The 19547-nt window shown below is 68.4% G+C and carries 17 protein-coding genes and 1 riboswitch; of the genes, 11 read left to right on the top strand and 6 right to left on the bottom strand.

Annotation, left to right across the window (positions count from 1 at the left end):
* The first annotated feature begins 263 nt into the window (after positions 1-263).
* The 6 genes from AB0I49_RS16810 to AB0I49_RS16785 all read left to right on the top strand — a co-directional run bounded on the left by AB0I49_RS16810 (position 264) and on the right by AB0I49_RS16785 (position 8043).
* A complete protein-coding gene (locus AB0I49_RS16810; protein ID WP_363227707.1) occupies positions 264-1052 on the top strand; it encodes a DUF6227 family protein in 789 nt (262 codons plus the stop codon).
* A 181-nt stretch (positions 1053-1233) separates the two neighbouring features.
* The gene (locus AB0I49_RS16805; protein ID WP_030888878.1) at positions 1234-1437 is read left to right on the top strand and encodes a cold-shock protein; all 204 of its coding nucleotides are present in this window, start codon (positions 1234-1236) and stop codon (positions 1435-1437) included.
* 281 nt (positions 1438-1718) lie between these two features.
* Positions 1719-3401 carry a DEAD/DEAH box helicase gene (locus AB0I49_RS16800; RefSeq protein WP_363227706.1) on the top strand — a complete coding sequence of 561 codons (1683 nt, stop codon included), beginning with the start codon at positions 1719-1721 and terminating at the stop codon, positions 3399-3401.
* Between the two features lie 449 nt (positions 3402-3850).
* A complete protein-coding gene (locus AB0I49_RS16795) occupies positions 3851-5209 on the top strand; it encodes a PP2C family protein-serine/threonine phosphatase (RefSeq protein WP_363227705.1) in 1359 nt (452 codons plus the stop codon).
* 275 nt (positions 5210-5484) lie between these two features.
* Positions 5485-5634: riboswitch (cyclic di-AMP (ydaO/yuaA leader) on the top strand.
* A gap of 11 nt (positions 5635-5645) precedes the next feature.
* Positions 5646-6998, top strand: coding sequence for a peptidoglycan DD-metalloendopeptidase family protein (locus tag AB0I49_RS16790; RefSeq protein ID WP_363227704.1), 1353 nt, complete (start codon positions 5646-5648; stop codon positions 6996-6998).
* Positions 6999-7098: 100 nt separating this feature from the next.
* Positions 7099-8043: an aldo/keto reductase gene (locus tag AB0I49_RS16785; RefSeq protein WP_363227703.1), complete on the top strand. Its 945-nt coding sequence runs from the start codon at positions 7099-7101 to the stop codon at positions 8041-8043.
* Between the two features lie 65 nt (positions 8044-8108).
* Here the strand turns inward: AB0I49_RS16785 and AB0I49_RS16780 are convergent, their stop codons facing one another.
* Positions 8109-8408 carry a hypothetical protein gene (locus AB0I49_RS16780; protein WP_030888862.1) on the bottom strand — a complete coding sequence of 100 codons (300 nt, stop codon included), beginning with the start codon at positions 8406-8408 and terminating at the stop codon, positions 8109-8111.
* Positions 8409-8595: 187 nt separating this feature from the next.
* Between AB0I49_RS16780 and AB0I49_RS16775 the strand changes: the two genes are divergently transcribed.
* Complete coding sequence (locus tag AB0I49_RS16775; protein ID WP_363227702.1) at positions 8596-9603, top strand: hypothetical protein; 1008 nt, start codon at positions 8596-8598, stop codon at positions 9601-9603.
* A gap of 102 nt (positions 9604-9705) precedes the next feature.
* Here AB0I49_RS16775 and AB0I49_RS16770 read toward each other — a convergent pair whose 3' ends face one another.
* Both AB0I49_RS16770 and AB0I49_RS16765 read right to left on the bottom strand, forming a co-directional pair.
* On the bottom strand, positions 9706-9879 hold the full coding sequence (locus tag AB0I49_RS16770) for a hypothetical protein (protein WP_363227701.1): 174 nt from the start codon (positions 9877-9879) through the stop codon (positions 9706-9708).
* A gap of 127 nt (positions 9880-10006) precedes the next feature.
* Positions 10007-10732: a hypothetical protein gene (locus AB0I49_RS16765; RefSeq protein WP_363227700.1), complete on the bottom strand. Its 726-nt coding sequence runs from the start codon at positions 10730-10732 to the stop codon at positions 10007-10009.
* 283 nt (positions 10733-11015) lie between these two features.
* On the opposite strand from AB0I49_RS16765, the gene AB0I49_RS16760 reads away from it, so the two are divergent.
* From AB0I49_RS16760 to dcm, 4 genes are all read left to right on the top strand, one after another.
* The gene (locus tag AB0I49_RS16760) at positions 11016-11708 is read left to right on the top strand and encodes a hypothetical protein (RefSeq protein ID WP_363227699.1); all 693 of its coding nucleotides are present in this window, start codon (positions 11016-11018) and stop codon (positions 11706-11708) included.
* A 37-nt stretch (positions 11709-11745) separates the two neighbouring features.
* Positions 11746-13164, top strand: a complete 1419-nt coding sequence (locus AB0I49_RS16755) for a transcriptional regulator (RefSeq protein ID WP_363227698.1) — start codon at positions 11746-11748, stop codon at positions 13162-13164.
* A complete protein-coding gene (locus AB0I49_RS16750; protein WP_363227697.1) occupies positions 13161-14993 on the top strand; it encodes a DEAD/DEAH box helicase in 1833 nt (610 codons plus the stop codon). Before AB0I49_RS16755 ends, AB0I49_RS16750 begins: the two co-directional genes overlap by 4 nt.
* Before the next feature lie 336 nt (positions 14994-15329).
* Positions 15330-16517, top strand: coding sequence for a DNA (cytosine-5-)-methyltransferase (gene dcm / locus AB0I49_RS16745; protein WP_363227696.1), 1188 nt, complete (start codon positions 15330-15332; stop codon positions 16515-16517).
* Here the strand turns inward: dcm and AB0I49_RS16740 are convergent.
* Genes AB0I49_RS16740 through AB0I49_RS16730 form a run of 3 tightly spaced genes read right to left on the bottom strand, consistent with a single transcriptional unit; the run spans position 16434 to position 19313 of the window.
* Positions 16434-16910 (bottom strand): very short patch repair endonuclease, encoded by a 477-nt coding sequence (locus tag AB0I49_RS16740; RefSeq protein WP_363227695.1) that lies wholly within the window; start codon positions 16908-16910, stop codon positions 16434-16436. The two genes, dcm and AB0I49_RS16740, sit on opposite strands and share 84 nt — an antisense overlap.
* A 60-nt stretch (positions 16911-16970) precedes the next feature.
* Positions 16971-17942 (bottom strand): NaeI family type II restriction endonuclease, encoded by a 972-nt coding sequence (locus AB0I49_RS16735; RefSeq protein WP_363227694.1) that lies wholly within the window; start codon positions 17940-17942, stop codon positions 16971-16973.
* A 60-nt stretch (positions 17943-18002) separates the two neighbouring features.
* On the bottom strand, positions 18003-19313 hold the full coding sequence (locus AB0I49_RS16730) for a PrsW family intramembrane metalloprotease (protein ID WP_363227890.1): 1311 nt from the start codon (positions 19311-19313) through the stop codon (positions 18003-18005).
* Between the last annotated feature and the right edge of the window lie 234 nt (positions 19314-19547).

Genomic DNA, 19547 nt, shown 5'->3' with positions numbered 1-19547 from the left:
CGTCCGTGCGGCGCGCTTCGCGGCGAGTGTGCGACCCGCGTGCTGGGCGGGCGGCAGCGCCCGGAATCCGGCCGACGCGCCCCCACGCGCCCCCCGTACCCCTTCTGACGTGCGAACGCGGTACGCACGCGATGCCGAAGTGACGTGGATACGGAGGCACTTCGGCCGAATCTGGCCCGTGGTGCGTGTTCGCGCCGCTACGGTAAGTGCGCGGGACCAACTTGTGCGGGGCGGGTTCGGCGAGAGCCGGGAGGTGCGGATTCATGGAGAGCTCGCGAGTGGGTGAAGGCGGCGGGTGCGGGGCGCCCGCGGGGCAGCTGTCGGAGTTGCTGGCCCGTGCCCAGAACGGGTTCGAGATCGACGAGTCGATACTGGAACGGCTCGGCACGGCGCTGATGCACCAGGCCGAGCTCCGCTCGTACCGGCAGCGCAACGAGCTGCCCCGGCCGCTGCGGTGCAACACGTACCGGCACATCTTCCTGCTCGCCGACGGCAGCAGCCTGCTGCTGTACGAGCTGGAGCACGACGCCGGCCCCGACGAGCGGTATCTGTACGAGGTGTACGCGGAGGAAGCGGCGCTGGACCGCGCCGAGCGGCGCGTGCACGAGTGGATCGGCGGCAGCGGCCCGGCCTCCGAGGCCGAGGAGCTGCCGCCCTGGCTGGCGGAGGAGCTGCTGCTGGCCATGGTGCCGACGCAGCCGCGCCGGGAGTACGCGGCCGAGGACTCGCCGGACCACGCGCGTCGGCTGCTGCGCCGCGCGGAGAACGAGGACGGGCCCGGCGAGGTCGTCCGCGAGCTGCTCCAGGACGCTCGCGGCCACCACATCTCGCTGATCACCAAGCCGCGGCGGCGCGGCTGCGGGCGGGACACGACCTGGTGCCGGTTCTACGAGCACGCCTTCCTGCTGGAGGGCGGCGGCGAGGTCAGCCTCTGGGAGCTGGAGCACAACATGACCGAGGGCGGCCGGCTGGTCTGCGAGGTCTATCTGGACGAGGCGGAGGCCGAGGTCGCCGCCGACCGGCACGCCCGCGCCAAGGGCGTCGAACTCTGATCCGAATCCCCCGGCCCCGGCTCCTGGTGTGAGCCGGGGCCGAGGCGTGCTACGATTGTTCGAGTTGCAGTTGTGGTACCCATGAACTCGTGTGCGCCTGACGGTTATGTAGCCGAAGGCGCATTTTTGTTTTTCGCCGGTCTATTCCGGTGTGGGGCCCACCCCATTGAAGGAGATAGACATGGCATCCGGCACCGTGAAGTGGTTCAACTCGGAAAAGGGCTTCGGCTTCATCGAGCAGGACGGCGGCGGCCCCGACGTCTTCGCCCACTACTCGAACATCGCCTCCACCGGCTTCCGCGAGCTGCTTGAGGGCCAGAAGGTGACCTTCGACGTCACGCAGGGCCAGAAGGGCCTGCAGGCGGAGAACATCGTCGCCGCCTGATCACTCGATCGGACGTTGCACCACCACGATGGGGCCCGCACCGCTGGGTGCGGGCCCCATCGCTGCTCCACCGTCGCGGCACCGCTTTTCGCCTCATCGCCGCTCATCACGCTCACGTCGCCGCACCGTCGCCCCATCGCCGCCCACCATTGCTCCACCGCCGTTCCACCGCCCAGTTCACCGCGCGCCCCGGCTTTTCCGCGCCCGTCCGTCCCGGTACGGGCTCGCGACGCGAAGTCGTTCCTGAGGCGTGCCACCCCATTGAGGGAAGGTCCTCTCGAATGACCCGCTCCGAACGCCCCGCCCGCACGCCCCGCTCCCGCCCCTCCGGCGGCCGTCCCGCCGCCGGCCGGCCGTCCGGCGGCCGTCCCTCCGGCAGCCGGCAGCCGAACCGGCGGCCGGCCGCGTCCGAGGGTGGCGAGTTCGCGATGCCCGTCAGCACCACCCCGGCGCTCCCGCCCGTGGAGACCTTCGCCGCGATGGACATGCCCGCCGGCCTGCTCGCCACGCTGGACCGGGAGGGCGTCACCGAGCCGTTCCCGATCCAGGCCGCCACGCTGCCCAACGCGCTGCACGGCCGGGACGTCCTGGGCCGCGGCCGTACGGGCTCCGGCAAGACCCTCGCCTTCGGGCTGGCGCTGCTGGCCCGCACCGCCGGCCGGCGCGCCGAGTCCAGGCGCCCGCTGGCGCTCGTACTCGTCCCCACCCGCGAGCTCGCGCAGCAGGTCACGGACGCGCTCACGCCGTACGCCGGGGCCGTCAACCTGCGGCTGGCCACGGTGGTCGGCGGCATGTCGATCGGCCGCCAGGCGAACAGCCTCGCGCGCGGCGCCGAGGTGCTGATCGCCACGCCCGGCCGCCTCGCGGACCTCATCCAGCGCGGCGACTGCGCGCTCGGCGACGTGGCCATCACGGTCCTCGACGAGGCCGACCAGATGGCCGACATGGGCTTCCTGCCGCAGGTCACCCGGCTCCTCGACCAGGTGCGGCCGGACGGCCAGCGGATGCTGTTCTCCGCGACGCTGGACCGCAACGTCGACCGGCTCGTACGCCGCTTCCTGAACGACCCGGTGACGCACTCCGTCGACGCGTCCGTCGGCGCGGTCTCCACCATGGAGCACCACCTGCTGCACGTCTCGGACGACGGCAAGCGCGACGCCGTGACCCGGATCGCCGCCCGCGAGGGCCGCGTGATCATGTTCGTGGACACCAAGCGCGGCGCGGACCGACTGGTCAAGCGGCTGCTGGCGAGCGGCGTACGGGCCGCGGCGCTGCACGGCGGCAAGAGCCAGCCGCAGCGCAACCGCACGCTGGACCAGTTCCGCACCGAGCAGGTCACGGCGCTCATCGCGACCAACGTCGCCGCCCGCGGCATCCACATCGACGGCCTCGACCTCGTCGTGAACGTGGACCCGCCCGTCGACCACAAGGACTATCTGCACCGCGGCGGCCGCACGGCGCGCGCCGGCGAGTCCGGCACCGTCGTCACGCTCGTTCTGCCGGAGCAGCGGCGCGAGATGAGCCGGATGATGGTCACGGCGAAGATCACTCCGCAGGTCGCGAAGGTGGGGCCGGAGGACGCCGAACTGGCGCGCATCACGGGCGCGCGCGTGCCCAGCGGCGTCCCGGTCGTCATCACGCCGCCGGCGCCGACGCAGCCCCAGGGCGGCAAGCCGAAGTCGCGGTCCTCGCGCTCCTCGGGCGCGTCGCGGCCCTCGCGGCCGGGCGCGGGCTCCGGGGGCGGTTCCGGCTCGGGCGCGGCGTCGGGCTCCGGCGGTCGTGGCCGGGGCAGCCGCGGCGGTCGCGGCCGTACGTTCCAGGGCTCGGGATCGGGTACGGGAACGGGCGCGGGTACGGCCTCCGGCGGCGGCGGGCGCGGCGGTAACGGGCGCGGCTCCAGCGGCAGCGGCAGCGGCGGCAATGGCGGGTCGGGACGCGGGCGGGGGCGGACTTCGGCGGCCTGACGGCTGCTGTTCTTTCTCGTCTCTTCTCTTTCTCCTTTCTCTTCTCTTCTTTCTCTTCTTTCTCGTCTTTTTCTCGCTGAGGTGGGGTGGAGTGGGGGTGGCGGGGCGCGCGGTGTCGTGGCGCGCTCGGCTCTCCTGACGTGCGCGCCTGTACGGGCCGCTCGCACGCTCCCCGACGCACGCCCTGACCAGCGCGTACGCCCGTAGCCCGCTTCGATCCGCCGTCGACGGCCCCGTTTGGCGGGGGCGGTCGGCGGCCACCCGATTGGACGAGCAGCGGTCGCCGGGACCGGCGGCGCCCGGAAGCCTGGGAGAGGCGCCGCGCGGGACGGACCGGTCAGGAGAGAACGGTGGGGAAGCGAGGCACCGGAGGCCGGGGACGCAGCCGGGGACGCGAGGGCGCGCCCGCGGGGGTGTCCTCGCGACCGTCCATGGGGATGTCCGCGGGGATGTCCGCCCGACCGTCCGCGAACGGGCTCTCCCGCCGCGCCGTGATCGCCAACCGCCTGGCGCTCTGGCTCCCCGCCGTGCTCATCGTCGGCGGCGTCCTCTTCGACGTCCTGACCCCGCCGAAGTACACCGGGGCCCCCTTCCTGTCGGCCGCTCCGCTGGTCGCGGCACCGCTCTTCGGGCGGCGCGGCACGGCGGCCGTCGCCGTCGCGGCCGTGGCCGCCGCGGCCGGGACCAACGCGTACCACCGGGCGGTGAACTCCTTCGAGACCGCGACCAAGACCGCGACCGTCCTGACCGTCGCCATCCTCGCGCTCGGCATCAACCGCATCGTGCGCCGCAGCGACCAGCAGCTGGAGTCCGCGCGCGGCATCGCGGAGGCGGCCCAGCGCGCCGTGCTGCCGACGCCCCCGGCCAGTATCGGCGTGGGGCTGTGCGTCGCGGCGCGCTATGTGGCGGCGCAGGCGGACGCCCGTATCGGCGGCGATCTGTACGCGGTGCAGGACACTCCGCACGGCGTACGCGTCATCGTCGGCGACGTCCGGGGCAAGGGACTGGAGGCGGTCGAGGCGGTCGCCGTCGTGATCGGCGCGTTCCGGGAGGCGGCGGAGCAGGAGGCGACCCTGGAAGCGCTCGCGGCGCGGCTGGAGCGGGCGTTGCAGCGGGAGGGGGCGAGACGGGAGGGGCTGGACCAGTTCGAGGGGTTCACCACGGCCGTACTCGCGGAGGTGGCGGTGACGGGGGCGGAGCCGGGGGCGGGATCGGAGTCGGAGTCGGCGTCGGAGTCGGGGGCGGTGACGGGGGTGGAATCGGCGTCGGAGCCGGTATCGGGGCCGGAGTCGGATGGCGCGGTGCTGCGCGTCGTGAACCGCGGCCACCCGCCGCCGCTGCTGCTGTACGCGGACGGCAAGGCGGTGGAGGCATCGCCGGAGGTGCCGGCGCTGCCGCTGGGCATGGGCGACCTGGGCGTATGGCCGGACCGGGTGGACGTATGGGACTTTCCGGCGGGAACGACGCTGCTGCTGTTCACGGACGGGGTGACGGAGGCCAGGGACGAGCGGGGCGTCTTCTACGATCCGCAGGCCCGGCTGAACGGGCGGCTGTTCGACGGGCCGGACCTGCTGCTGGAGGAACTCGCGGCGGATGTCGCGCGGCATACGGGCGGGGGGACGTCGGACGATATGGCCCTGCTGGCGATCCGGCGGGGCGGGAGCGGGGGCGGAGGCGCGGGCCCGAGCGGGGGCGCGGGCCGGAGTGGGAGCGCGGGCCCAAGCGGGGGCGGGAGCGCGGGTCCAGGCGGGAGCGGGGGCGGAGCGGGGCGGCTGCCGGGGGCCGGGGATCGGGAACACGGTGCGTAGTGGATCTTGATCACTGCGCATAACGACTGGTGCACGATCGCCGCCGAGGGGTTTCGGCTGCTGCGACGACTCGACCGCTTTCGCCGACGCGTGTCCATAAAGTCCTCACCAAAGCCTGCGCGGATTACGGGCAACAGCTTGGTATCCGGGTCTCGCTTCTATTAACGTTCGATAACGCAGCGCGGTCGTCACAACCGCCGCAAGAGGCGGCACCGTGCGCCTTCGCCGAATCCCGCAGGCACCAGCAACACCGGCAACACCGTACGTACCCAGCACCATCGGCAGCACCGGCAACACGAGGCACCAGGGAACCGGGGAACCACCAACCTTGGGGTGAGTCGGACGCCTTCGCGAGAAGGGGCCCGTAGGAGACCTTCCTGCTCCGAACCCGTCAGCTAACCCGGTAGGCGAGAAGGAAGGAAAGGAGTGCGCCCCCGTGGCGTCCAACAAGCCTGCCCTCGACGAGCCGATGTACGAGCCGGCGTACGAGTCGATGTACGAGCCGACGCACGCTCGGTCGTTTGAGCCCCCGTACGAACCCGCCGTACTTGCCGAGCCTGCCGCATCCGCCTCCGGTTTCGAGACCGTTGAGGCCGGCCCGGTCCCCGACGCCCACGCCGCCGCCGCGCACTTCGCAGCGGATGGTGGAGCGGACGCTGAAGTGGACGCTGAAGCGGACCCCAATGAGGGCTGGTCGGGGGAGCGGGGCGCGGAGCTGTGGGAGGAGTGGAACCCCGCCGAGGACCCCGCGGGCCCGGCCCGCGGCAAGCACCGGGTCGGCAAGCAGCGCGGCGGCACGATGGCCCGTAGCGGAGCGGTGCTCGGCGTCGGTGTCATCGCGGCGGTCGGGGCGGGCGGCATGGCGAGCGCCAAGGACCGCCCGGCGCCGCCGATATCCGTGCCCGACCTGGCGCATCTGGCCGATCAGGTGGGCGAGTTGCCGGGGAAGCTGCCGGCCGTCGAGGACCTGCCGGGCATCGGCTCGCTCGTAGCGGACGACTCCGCTCCGGAGACGGCGGGGGCTTCTGAGGCTTCCGTTGCGGATCAGCAGCCGCTGTCCCGGATGGGCCTGTCCGCGGAGGACGCGGCGAACGGCGTCGCCGACGCGGGTGAGGCGCTCCGCGCCCGCATCCTTCAGCAGGCCGAGCACCAGCAGTCCGCCGCGGCCGACGAGTCGCGTGATGCCGCCGCCCGAGCCGCGGAGGCCGAGGCCGCCGACGCGGCGGCGAAGCGGAAGGCGGATGCCGAGGCAGAAGCGGAAGCGGCGGCCAAGCGGAAGGCCGAGAAGGCGGCGGAGGCTGCGGAGGCGGCTGAGGCCGCGAAGGCCGCCCACCAGAAGGCGGAGGGGAAGCCGGGGGCGACGGCGCAGGGCACGGCGCAGGCTCAGCCGACGGGCTCGTACACGCTGCCCGTCGGCTCGTACACGCTTACCGCCGGATTCGGCCAGTCGGGCGACATGTGGTCCGCCAACCACACCGGGCAGGACTTCGCGGCGCCGACGGGTACGCCGATCAAGGCGGTGCACGGCGGCACGATCACGCAGGCCGGGTGGGCGGGTTCGTACGGCTACCGCACGGTGCTCACCCTGGACGACGGCACTGAGCTGTGGTTCTGCCACCAGTCGTCGATCTCCGTGACCTCCGGAAAGGTGAAGACGGGCGACGTCATCGGCCGGGTCGGCGCGACCGGCAATGTCACCGGCCCCCATCTGCACCTGGAGGTGCGGCCGGGCGGGGGCGCCCCGGTGGACCCGATGACGTGGCTGCGGGGGCACGGCTTGAAGCTGTAACGGGCGGGGCCGGCGGGTTTCTTGGGGCCATGTGGCTTAAACGGAACGGACGGGTCCGTCCGCACCGTAAAGGCGTCCGGGCGAGGCGTTAAATGGGCTTATGGCTGAGAAGCGCAAGAAGATCGGAAACCTGTCCGTCCACCCGCTCTGCCTCGGAGGCAACGTCTTCGGCTGGACGGCCGACGAGGCGGAGTCCTTCGCCGTCCTGGACGCCTATACGGCGGCGGGCGGCAACTTCATCGACACCGCCGACGTCTACTCCGCCTGGGTCCCCGGCAACTCGGGCGGCGAGTCCGAGACCGTCCTGGGCGACTGGTTCGCGACCCGCGGCAACCGCGAGGACATCGTCCTGGCCACCAAGGTCGGCGCGGGCGTCCCGGAGAAGCGCGGTCTGGCCGCCAACGGCATCAAGGCGGGTGTGGAGGAGTCCCTGCGCCGGCTGCGCACCGACTACATCGATCTCTACTACACGCACTACGACGACGAGTCCGTACCGGTGTCGGAGTTCCTCACGGCCCTGGACGAGCTGGTGCGGGAGGGCAAGGTCCGCGAGATCGCGGCCTCCAACATCACGGCGGACCGGCTGGAGGAGGCGCTGACCTTCTCCGACGCGGAGGGCCTGGCCAAGTACGCAGCGCTCCAGCCGCGGTACAACCTGGTCTCGCGCGACACGTACGAGGGCGACCTGGCCACCGCCGCCGCGCGCCACGGGCTGGCGGCGGTCCCGTACTACGCCCTGGCGTCGGGCTTCCTGACCGGCAAGTACCGTCCGGGCGTGACCGTGGACAGCGCGCGGTCGGGCACCGCCGCCGAGTACGTACGGACCGAGCGCGGCCGGCGCGTTCTGGAGGCGCTGGACAAGGTTGCGGAGGCCCACGGCGCCGAACTGGCGACGGTCTCCCTGGCCTGGCTCGCCGCCCAGCCGACGGTGGCCTCCCCGATCGCGAGCGCGCGCAACACGGGGCAGCTGCCGGCGCTGCTGGCGATGGCGGATCTGCGGCTGACGGCTGACGAGGTGGACCTGCTGACGGAGGCGTCGAAGTAGGAGCGGAAGCAGGGGGGAGGGGCGGGGAGAGGCGGGGCGGCCGGGCCCCGCTCCCCCCTCGCCTGCTACCCCCGCCGCTCGACGGCCCAGGAGGCGAGGGCGACGCCGCCGGCGACGGCGAAGACGGAGGGCCAGGCGCCGACCTTCTTGGCGAGCGGGTGGGAGCCGGCGAAGGCGGCCACGTACAGCCCGGTCAGCGCGGCGGCGGCGCCGGTCCCGGACCGCTGCTGCCACTGCCGCGCCGCGACGGCGCCGGCCGCGGCGAGCGCGGCCCCGCCCAGCGGCCGCTTCTTGGTCCACCGGGCCACCCCGTAACCGCCGACCAGCCCGCCGGCGGCCACTACAGACGTCGGAACCCCAGCCATTGCGCAACCTCCACGATCCGTGACAAGACAATGCGACAAAACAACTCGAACGTTTCCTCGACCCTACGCCTGGGGGGTGCGGAGGCGGACACCCGATGATGAGGTGCGACTTTCCGCGGGGGAGGAAGTAGGAGGAGAGTCGGAGAAGCAGGACAGGGGGACCGTTCCTGCTGGGCAGCAACTGCCCATGCCTACGCCGATCTCGTACGACCGGGTGCTCCTGGCCCGACTGGTCCGCCGCCAACGCGGCCTCGCCACGCACGCACAGTTGCGCGCCCTAGGGGTCTCCCAGGGCGCGATCTGGAACAGGGCACGCGAGAACGGTCCGTGGCAACGGGTGCTGCCGCGCGTCTACCTGCTCCATTCCGGGGTGCCGGACGCGTTCCAGCGCCTGCTGGCGGCGGTGCTGTACGCGGCGGGGCAGCGCGCGGCGGGGGCACCGCTGTCGGGCAGGTCGGCACTGCTGACAGGCAGGGCGGCGCTGCACATGGCACCGGGTTCCACGACGCGGCACGAGGCGGCGCGACTGGCACCGGTGGAGGTGCTCATTCCGGACGACCGCCGGGTCGTGGACGCGGGTTACGTCCGTGTCATCAGGACCCGTCGCTGGCCGGCCCGCCACCTGCTGGTCGAGAGCATGCCCATCACCGGGGCGGCCCGCGCCGCCGCCGACATCGCGGCCCGCTGGACTGGCCGCCCGAACGGCCTGCGGGCCCTCCTCACCGCGACGGTCCAGCGCGACTTCTGCACGGCGGGCGACCTGGTCGACGAACTCACCGCGGCCGGCCTGGACCGCAGCCCGACGGTCGCGAGGGCGGCGGAGGAACTGACGGCGGGCGTGGCCTCGTCGGCGGAGGGCAAGGCAAGAGCGGCCATCGCGAAGTCCCCCCTCCCGGCTCCCCTATGGAACCCGGACCTCTACACCGCCGCCGGCGAATTCATCGCAAGCCCGGACGCGTACTGGCCGGCGGCGGGCGTAGCCCTGGAAGTCGACTCCGCAGCCCACCACTTCCTCCACCCTGACCGCCACCCCTCCCGCCGCCAACGCCTCGAATCCCACGCCATCCACGTCATCACCACCACCCCCACCACCCTGAACACCACCCCAGCCGCCTTGATCACATCCCTGACCAGGGCCTTGACGACGGGATACCGGACGGGGCCGCCGCGGGGGGTGCGGGTGGAGACGGAGTAATCAGAAGCGGCGCGCTGACCGGGCCAGCGGTCTGGACGTACTCCTTCTCGGCAAAGCCCAGTTGAGCGGTGAAGCCAGCGATGGCTTGAGGCGGGCGACCGCCTACTCACCGTCCTGAGGGAGCGGTTCGGAGGGGCCTCCGCAGGACTCCACGAGGACATGGAACTCCTCCTGGCTCGTCCAGTGCCCGTCGTCGTACCTCTTTTCCTTCCGGGCACCGATCCGCTTGATGCTGATGGTGTCCTCGCGCCAGCTGTCGGTGGGCTTTTCGCTCATAGAAATGTTCTCCTCGCGGATACCAATGGGAATGGGCGTAGAGACAGGCAGGACGAAATGGCCCGGCGCCTCCGGGCGGTGCAGATATTCGACTGTGGCGCGGGTGGGCAGGAGATTCTTCCGAGGGTTATGCCGTATCGGTCATGAGGGACGCGCGCATCGCGGTCTCCGCGTAGTCGGTGAGCCCGGCAGCCATAAGAGCCAGTGCCAAGCGCATGACATCGGCATGGCTCCGCTTCCGGCCGTTGGCCAGCAGGGCTTCGGCGAGGCCGGGCTGCTGCCTTCGGCAGAGTTCGCGGATGGTCTCTGCAACCTGTCTGGGCGCCGCCGTGCTGACCGTCGCCGAGATGAGGTTCAGAACGTCCTGGCGGCGGCCAGCGGCTTGGTGCGCGACCATGACGTCGGCCGTCTTGCCAGCAGGAGTGCTTTCCCCGCTGTGCCGGTCACTGCGCCGGTCCCCATCTTTGCGCTTGCCGGGCAGCACGGCAGTCGAGGGGTCCTCAGCCGCGGGCTCGTCGGGAACGGCGCTGACCGGCGCGAGAGTGGCCACACGTGTGGCCGCGGCGATGTCGCGGAGCTCCAGCAGATCCTCCAGCTTGACGGGGACAACGCCGGTGGGCGTGTGCCGTATGACGTCCGAGTAGAGCTTCCTGATCTGGTGCGGAAGCGGCATCCGGCGCGCGTGCCGGTAGCAGGACAACGTGGACGGATGCACTTCCAGCCGGGCGGCCTTCCGCTCCTCCCCTTCTACCGGCATCGAGTCGATCAACTTACTGAGCATGGACGCGAAGCGTTGCCTGGAGGGGCTGCTCCCTTCCCAGAACCCCTCTTTGAGCTGCCCTGTCAGCGGCACGAGTGTCTCCCCTTCTGTGTTGGATGCGAGGCGTCACTTCATTCTGGACTATCCCACTGACAACGCCTCGATAGCGCAAGGGGTTTGACGGTCCGTCGTGTTTGCGTTCCCCACGCTCACCTCTTTGTGGTTCATCGCTGGCCGGCTTTGTCTTTGCGCTTGGCCGCAAAGATCCGTTCAGGCTTGTTTCGTCCTGTGAGTTCAAGTCGAATAGAGGCGGGAGGTCCGGCGACAGAGGCCGGACCGGCTGGGGCCCGTCGGATGGGCCGGAAGGCGGGAAAACGTGAACATCGAGGAATTGCCGTCCTGGGAGGACGGGAGCCGGGGCACCATGGTCCGGTGTGCCCTGTGGCTGGTGCAGGTGGTGCGCGTCGGGGAGGTCTTCACCAAGACCGAGCTCCGTGAGGCGTTCCCGGAGACGTCCCAGATCGACCGCCGGATGCGGGACTTGCGGGACCGCGGCTGGCGGATCGACACAAACCGTGAGGACAAGACGCTGGACCCCAGCGAACAGCGCTTCGTCGAGATGGGGGCACCGGTCTGGAAGAAGGGACAGGCGAAGCCGAAGACGGCGGCTATGACGGTGTCGGCGAACAGGCGCCGCGAGATCATCGCTGCCGACGGCCACATGTGCCGGGTCTGCGGCATCGCCGGCGGTGAGCCGTACGAGGGGAGCCTGGAGACCGCCCAGCTCGATATCGCCCGGCGGGAGGTGCGGAAGCCCGGCGGCACGACGGCTACCGAACTGGTCACGGAGTGCCGGAAGTGCCGGGTAGGAGGCCGTGGCAGTCACGCGGATCTGGAGAAGCTGCTCAGCGAGATTGAGCAGATGAGCGACATCGAGCAGGATCACTTCGCGCAGTGGGTCGGAGAAGACCAACGGGACTTCAGCACGATGGAGCGTCTCTGGGGCCTGTACCGGACGATGCCGGCGGAGTCACGGGAAGCGGTCCGCGGAGCGCTGAGGAACAGGTAGAGCGTAGCCCTGAAAGTCCATTGAGGAGAGTAATCACGTGCCGAAGTTTTCCCGCCCCCCGAAGGCAGACGAAAATTATGACCTGGTCAGCAAACGGCTGAAGGAGGCCCAGGAGCCCGGTAAAACGCCGGAAACTGTCACTGTTGAGTGGAATGAAAATCCGCTGCATGTCGGGGTGATTGAGGTTCCGCTCCGCAACCTCTACTACAACCCGGATACGCACCGCATCCGGGCGCAGAGCAGCCAGAAGCCAGACCGGGAAAAGCTTCTGAGGAGTTCTCCTTGGATCCCTGAGAGCCAGGAATATCTCTACTATCTTCTGCGGGGGAAGCCCGCGAACCCCGATGAGGATGACCCTGATTTCGTGGCGCTCAGGGACAGCCTGAAAGAGGTCGGGCAGCGGGAGCCAGGGCTTATCACTCACGAAGGTATTCTGGTAAACGGGAATACCCGAGCCGCTGCGATGAGGCAGCTCAAGCGCACATCCATTCGCGTGGGCGTACTCCCGCCGTCCTTTACCTGGGAAGACATCAATCAGGTAGAGCTGGCTCTGCAGCTTCGGCCGGATAAGCGGCGCGAGTACTCGTACATCAACCGGCTGCTCGCGATGGAAGAGCAAGAGCTGGCCGGCCGCGCCGGTGAAGACATCGCCCGCGATTTCCACGTGCAGTTTAAGACGTTTAAGCAGGAACGATGGATCCTCGAAGTGATCCGGGATCTCATCGAGCGGAGTCAGACGGAAGCCGGCTCGCGCCTTCGGATGGTGGACTTCGAGGGACATCAGGAAAATCTGAAAGAGCTGCACCGGGCATATGTGAAGGCGGAGAAGTCGCGGAGCCGGGACCACGCGGAACTGATCAAGGAGTCGAGGATGGCTGCGATCATCCTCGACTTCGCTAAGACCCGGACGAGGCTCATCGACGACGCGTTCCACGAGAGGTACCTGGCGAAAACGCTGCCAGCCGACTTGAAACCGGTAGCGGAACCTGAGGCAGCGCCGAGCGTGATCCCCGGCCTGAGCGTTTCGGTTTCTGGCCCCTCGGTGAAGGTGGCTGAGGTGCGGGCGTTCACTGACAGCCTGCTCAGGGCCAAGGCGACCGAGGGGGCTGACGGTCTGCCCTCAGAGAAGGTCCAAGATGCCCGAGACCGGGTCGTAGCCGCTCGGAAAAGCATGCGGAGGTCACTGGATCTCGCATACCGGGACGAGTCGCTGCGCAAGACTCAGCAGACGGCAGCGGAGCGGCTGGATGACGCCCGTGCGGCCATTGAACAGAGCATTTCGGATCTGGCGCAGGCGCGCTCCAGCCAGGATCTGGATGAGGAAGGTTTCGATGACGCGGTCCTCCGGCTCAAAGCGAGCCTCGCGAAGCTCGCCCGCCAGGCGGTAAGGGGCCTTGCTGAGCCGGGCGACGGCGTCAACTGGCTGACGGAAGCCGTCATGAAGGGACAGGGGTGAACATAGTTCCCGGGGCGAGCCTGCGGATTGGCTTCGACGAGACGCGTACCAAGGTGGTGCTGCGGACCGTGGAGGAGTGCCATCAGCATCTGGTGAGGCTCGTAGCCCGCTTTTCCAGCGGAGCCCAGCGCGGACAGCTCACCGCGGTGGTCGACCTAGAAGATTTTCTCGCGAACCTCGGGGAACTCCATGGGTGGCACGAGCCCGCCAAAGTGCGCTTCGACGCGGACCTGCAGGCACTGGCGGAGGGATCTGTCACTGACGCGAAGGCGGTGGAGGATCGCCTCAGCGCAGGGGCGGCCGGCCGCGCGGCCGACGACGCTGTACCGGCTGATGAGGTACGGAAAAGCCTGGGAGAGGACTGGCGCGCCCCGCTCACTGAGTTTCAGCTCCGGGACGTGGGCAGGCTGCTGTCCCTGACCCATGGTGCCAATTTCAGTGTTCCCGGTGCAGGCAAGACGCGGACCGCGATGGCTGTCTACGCGGCGCTTCGCGAAGCCGGCAAGGTCAGTCGGCTGCTGGTGGTGTGCCCCAAATCGGCCTACGAGGCGTGGTGGGAAGAAAGCTCACTATGTTTTTCTGAGCCGCTTGTCGTGAAGACGGCGGACAAGACGATGGACTTCGGCACCGAAGTGCTGCTGGTGAACTACGAGCGGCTGCACCGCTCGCTCACGTCGTTGGCGAACTGGCTGAGCGCGGCTCCGAGCATGATCGTGCTGGATGAGGCGCACAGGATGAAGCTGGGGTCGCGCGGCACGTATGGCGCCGCCTGCATGGCTCTGGGCCCGCTGGCGCGGCACCGGCTGATTCTGACTGGCACGCCGGCTCCCAACGGAGCCAAGGATCTGGAGAGTCTCCTTTCCTTCGTCTGGCCTGGCCACGGGCGGCGTGCTGTCGACCGGGCTGTGGCGGGAGGGGATCTGGCTCATGCGAGCAGAGTGCTGCGACCGCTCTTCACCCGTACGACGAAGAGTGAACTTGGCCTGCCGCCGGTGGATGTCCGTATCCAGCCCGTAGACCTCGGGCCGGAACACCGGAAGCTGTACAACGCGCTCACGGCCAGGCTCGGAGAACATGGATCTCCTGAGCAGGAGCAGTTTGCCAAACTGGGTAAGGTCCTCGTCTATTTGATGATGGCCAGTACTAGCCCGACGCTGCTGACCGAAGGCGGTACTCGCTATGAGCCGCTTCCGTTTTATATCCCTCCTCTGGAATTTCCCCAAGGTGGGTCACTGAGCGAGCTGATGCGCAATCTTCCGCGCTACGAGCTCTCTCCGAAGTATGAGGCGGTCTTGAAGACCGTCATGAAGAATGCGGAGCAGGGACGGAAAACCCTCGTATGGTCTACCTTCGTCCGCAATCTGACTTCGCTGGAAGTCATGCTGAAGAATTTTCAGCCAGCTATTGTTCACGGTGGAAGCCCAGACAGGGACGAGCAGATACTACGGTTCAGGGAGGACCCGGACTGCATGGTACTCCTGTCCAATCCGGCTACTCTGGGGGAGGGGATAAGTCTCCATCATGTATGCCACGACGCTATTTACGTGGACCGTGATTTTGCTGCCGGCCGCTTCCTGCAGAGCCTTGACCGTATCCACCGGCTCGGGCTTATGCCGGACACAAGGACTCAGATTACCGTTCTTGTCGCGAACGGAACCATTGATGAGGTTGTGGCAGACCGTCTTGCCGCAAAACTAGATTTTATGGGAACGATCCTTGACGACCCGTCGGTACGTCAGCTCGCTGACCCGGAAGAAGAAGACGACACCTGGGGGATGAGCATGGCTGACTGGGAGGCTGTAGCCAGGCATCTTGAAACCGCTGTCTGACGTCGGCTGCAGTCAGGGAGGCCGCAACAGGGGCGCGAGGTGGTCTACTTCCCCGAGCGCGTACCTCTGCCAGTCGGCAGCTGCCCGCTGCGGGTGGTTCTCCAGGCCGGGCCGAGTACCCCGGCTCCGGCCCGGACTTCGACCGGTACCAGAGGAAGCGGCCCGGAAGCCGTAGGCGCGATGCCGGCCTGTGGCCTGCTTCGCTGACTGATGTCAGAGGGAGCTGCAACACTTCCTGGTTCAGGCAAGAGGTCGTGCAAAGCTGTGTCCCGGCAGTGGTGCCCGCGGCCTCTGCGACACTTGTACGTCTGCTTTGTGCCAAACCAGGAGGAGCCGATGGGTTTCAGCGGCCGACCGCTGACCTCGATCGAGATCTGCGCCGGAGCCGGAGGGCAAGCCGTCGGCTTGCACCGGGCCGGGTTCCGCCATCTCGCTCTCCTTGAGATCGACAAGCATGCCTGCGAGACGTTGCGTCTCAACGTCGCCAAGCATCCCGAGTGGAAGGGGTGCGAGGTTGTCGAAGGTGATGTCAAAGAGGTCGATCCGTTCAAGCACAAGCAGCTGGAGAAGTTCGGGCTTCAGCCCGGCGATCTTGACCTGCTCGCGGGCGGGGTGCCGTGCCCGCCGTTCTCCCTGGCTGGGAAGCAGCTCGGAGAGGACGACGACCGCGATCTCTTCCCGCGGATGCTGCAGCTCGTAGATCTTTTGCGCCCCAAGGCCGTCATGATCGAGAACGTTCGCGGCATCCTTGAACCAGAACATAAGTTCAGGCCCTACCGGCTCCGGATCATCGAGCGGCTTGAGCGGGCCGGCTACGAAGTCTGTGGTTGGAAGGTGCTCGAAGCCCGTGAGTTTGGCGTGCCGCAGCTCCGCCCCCGGGCGATCCTGGTGGCGATCGACAAGAAGCTGCTCAAGGACGCCAAGTTCGAGTGGCCGACAGCGACGTCGGACCAGGACTACACAGTGGCCGCAGCGCTCAAGAAGACCATGGAGGCTCGGTTCAAGGCCCATGGCGAAGTCGGGACCAAGGCATATAAGCGGTGGCTGAAGAAGGCCAAAGATCAGGGCGGCGTCGCACCCACGCTGGTGGGCGGGTCCAAGAAGCACGGTGGCGCTGATCTCGGCCCCACCCGGGCGAAGGCGGCCTGGGCGGCGCTCGGTGTCAACGGGCTTGGCGTGGCCAACGATCCCGACAAGTGTGTGCCCAGCCGGGACCTGTTCACTGAGTCGGGCCCCATGCTCACTGTCAGCCAGGCAGCCATCATCCAGGGCTTCCCTGCGGACTGGCAGTTCTTCGGTGGCAAGACAGCCCGGTACCGCCAGGTCGGCAACGCTTTCCCGCCGCCGGTTGCCGAGGCGGTCGGCAAGGCGATCGTTTCGGTGCTACGCCCCGAGGAACAGGAGAGCGCTGCCCGAGATGGCAGGGAAGAGCAGTCGGCGCTATTCCACGTCCCCGAGCCTGTTGGCCAGGAGAAGGCGCCGCTCTCTGACCGTATCGGCGATCTGGAGCGCACAGGCGTCTGATGGCTCGTGCTCCCAGAACCGGAGTACGAGCCAGCCAGTCTCAGCAAGACGCTGGTCCGTGTCCCGGTCACGTGCCACGTTCCTGGCGACCTTGTCCGACCAGTAACCGGAATTAGTCTTCGGTGGAACGTAGTGGTCGGGGCAGCCGTGCCAGTAGCAGCCGTCGATGAATACCGCGACCTTCGCCGGACGGAAGACCATGTCAGCCGTTCGGCGAAGGTCCGGCAGAGGTCTCGCACACACGCGGTACCGCAGCCCCTGCGCGTGTACCAGCCGACGAATGAGCTGCTCGGGCTTGGTGTCGCGGCTCTGGATGGCCTGCATATTCCGGCGCCGGGCGGCTGATGACGCCCAAGAGCCGGGAGGGGCCGTCCACTGTGGATCGTCAGGCATGAGACCCATTCTGCACCCATGGCTTCTTGCGCAGTCGGTTGCGATGGCGAGGGCCGGGGTTCAGATCGCTGGCGCGGGGACGGCAGACTCGTACGGTTCTGCGACGGCATAGTGCGTTCCGCTGATGCTGCTGGAGGGGCGGTCCGACCCCGGAGCTATGGGCGTCAGGCGCGCGGCAACCCAATAGCTCCTGCCTGGGACGGGCAGGCCGAGTTCCCGGGCGATCGACCGATGCGTGGACTGATGCCCCAGGATGACGATGCCTTCATTGCGAAGGTGCAGTCGTGCGTCTCGTACCCGCTTGGGACTGTCCTCTTGCTTTGCTACTGTCACGACCGTGTTGCGGTTCACCAGTCTTTTCTGTACGCGGCGGAAAAGTTCATTGGTTCGCGCTTGCCCGCTTCCGGAGTCAAAGATCGCATTCCGGTCTGTTTCCGTGATGCTCATAAGAATATTTTCCGGAAGTTTCCCGTTGGGTACTAGCCAGTAGACGGCCGCGCGCCCCGCCTTGGAAATTGACCGTTTCCCGTCCCGGTTACCCCCAGGGTTGAGGTACTCGTCTTTAATGCGGAGCAAACCGATACGGAAGCTGGACGTATGGTCGCTGGCCATCATGAGCAGGCAGATGTGCCCTTGCGCCTCACCAGGGATCGTCCAGTTGGTTCCCACTGTAAATTTCGAATCAACCTCATGTTTCGCGACGGAGTAGTCCATTTTTTCGCCGCGTGAAAGATCAAAAGCGGCGCGTACGACGATTTCGACCTTGGTCCCCAGATAGGTCTTCTCTGTCTTCTCGAGATCATTTATGTCGAAACGCCCGGTGCGCTGCCCGTCAAGAACCTCATCAAAGGACTGACGTAGGGCTTCTCCAAATTTTTCCGAAAAACCTGGGACGTTCTGAAACCAGTCAGCGACTGCTACTACACCGGGATCAGGCGCTGGGTTCGGAGTGTGTGCGATGTTGGTGGCGGCGGAAACATCGATAGGGAGCATGTACTGCCTCGCGTCAGAGTCCTGAAGGATGACGGTCACTGCTGGTCATGCGGGTGTGGCGAGAGCTCACCGTGCTGTACTCCCGTTCCGGTGCCGGGATCAGCGCTGATGCCCCGGCGGAGGGTAGGCCGGCGGCGCGTACTGGGGTGGGAACTGGCCGGGGGCGTACGGCGTCGGCCAGTGCGGCTGCGGCATCGCATGGGTCAGAGCCGGTTGGGCTATCGGTTTGCGTTGCCAGAGGTGGTGGAGGAGTTCCTGTTCCCTGGCTGTGAAGTCCGGGCCCGCCGTGCCGCGGTAGGCGCGTTGGCGGAGGAAGGCCAGGGAGGTCGCGAAGGAGATGTACTCCGTCACGGCTCGGGCCGCCTGCGGGCCGCCGGTGCGGCGGGCCAGGTGGCGGGCTATGCCGCGGGCGCGCATCGAGGAGAGGGCGATGGGCTCAGGCGGGGTGAGCCAGCCGGCGGCCTGGTAGGCGGGGAGGTGGGTGCGTATGGTCCGCAGCTCGTTCTGGCGGGACCAGACGGTCAGCCAGGTCAGCACGCCGAAGACGGGGACCATGAAGAGGCCGTAGACCACGAGGAAGCCGAAGCCCGGCAGGGCCGACGCGCCGTTCCAGACGCCGTGCAGGGTCATCGCGATCAGCAGGGCGGCCGGCGGTACCAGGACGCGCAGGACGCGGCGCCGCGGAGCGAACGTCGCCGCCAGGCCGAAGCCGATGCCCGTCATCGACGTGAAGAGCGGATGCGCGAACGGCGACATCAGCACGCGGATGAAGAACGTCGCGATCGTGGTCGACTGCATGCCCGAGTAGCCGAAGTTCTGGTCCGAGGCGAAGGCGTTGCCCAGGTAGAGGATGTTCTCGGTGAACGCGAAGCCCGTGGCCGTGATGCCCGCTATGACGACGCCGTCGACGATCCCGTTGAAGTCCCGGCGACGGAAGAGGAACAGCAGCAGCACGCCCGCCGCCTTCGCCGACTCCTCCACCACCGGCGCGACGAACGTCGCACCCCACGTATTCGCGTCGGCGTGCTGCGACACATCTACGGTGCTCAGCAGCCACTTCGTGGCGAAACCATTGGCCAGCAGCGCGACAAGGGTCGCCGCGCACGCGCCCCAGGTGAACGCGAAGACCAGGTCACGCCACGGTTTCGGCTCCACCCGGTCCATCCAGCGGAAGGCCGCCACCAGCAGCGGCACCGGCAGTACGGCCAGGCCGAGGCCCACCAGGAAGCCCTCCGTGCCCGTCTGCTCGCGTACGAGCGCCAGGATCACCAGGCCCGACAGCGCGAGCAGCAGGATCAGCGCCGTCGCCCGCAGCGCCTTGTTCTCCCACAGCGCCCGGCGCGGCTTGTAGCGCCAACCGGACGGCGCCGGCACCGCCGTGAACCGCGGGCTCTGCTCGTACGCCGGAATCGGGAGGGGAATCGGGAGCGGAGCCGGGTGGTATGCGGGCGGCTGTCCGGCCACCGGCTCTCCAACTGTCGGCGGCTGCCCATCTGCCGTCCCGGTATGCGGGCCGGCGGCCCAGGGCGCGGTCGGTCCCCACGGCTGAGCCGCGGCGGAGCGGTCGGTCGGCTGGTGGGGAGGCGGGGACTCAGGCACTCGAAGACCCTAACCAGGGGAGAGTGGGAGATAGTCGGATTATGG

This window comes from Streptomyces sp. NPDC050617 (genome assembly GCF_040654795.1).
In the GTDB taxonomy this organism is placed as follows: Bacteria; Actinomycetota; Actinomycetes; order Streptomycetales; family Streptomycetaceae; genus Streptomyces.
This window is presented reverse-complemented; position numbering and strand designations above follow the sequence as displayed.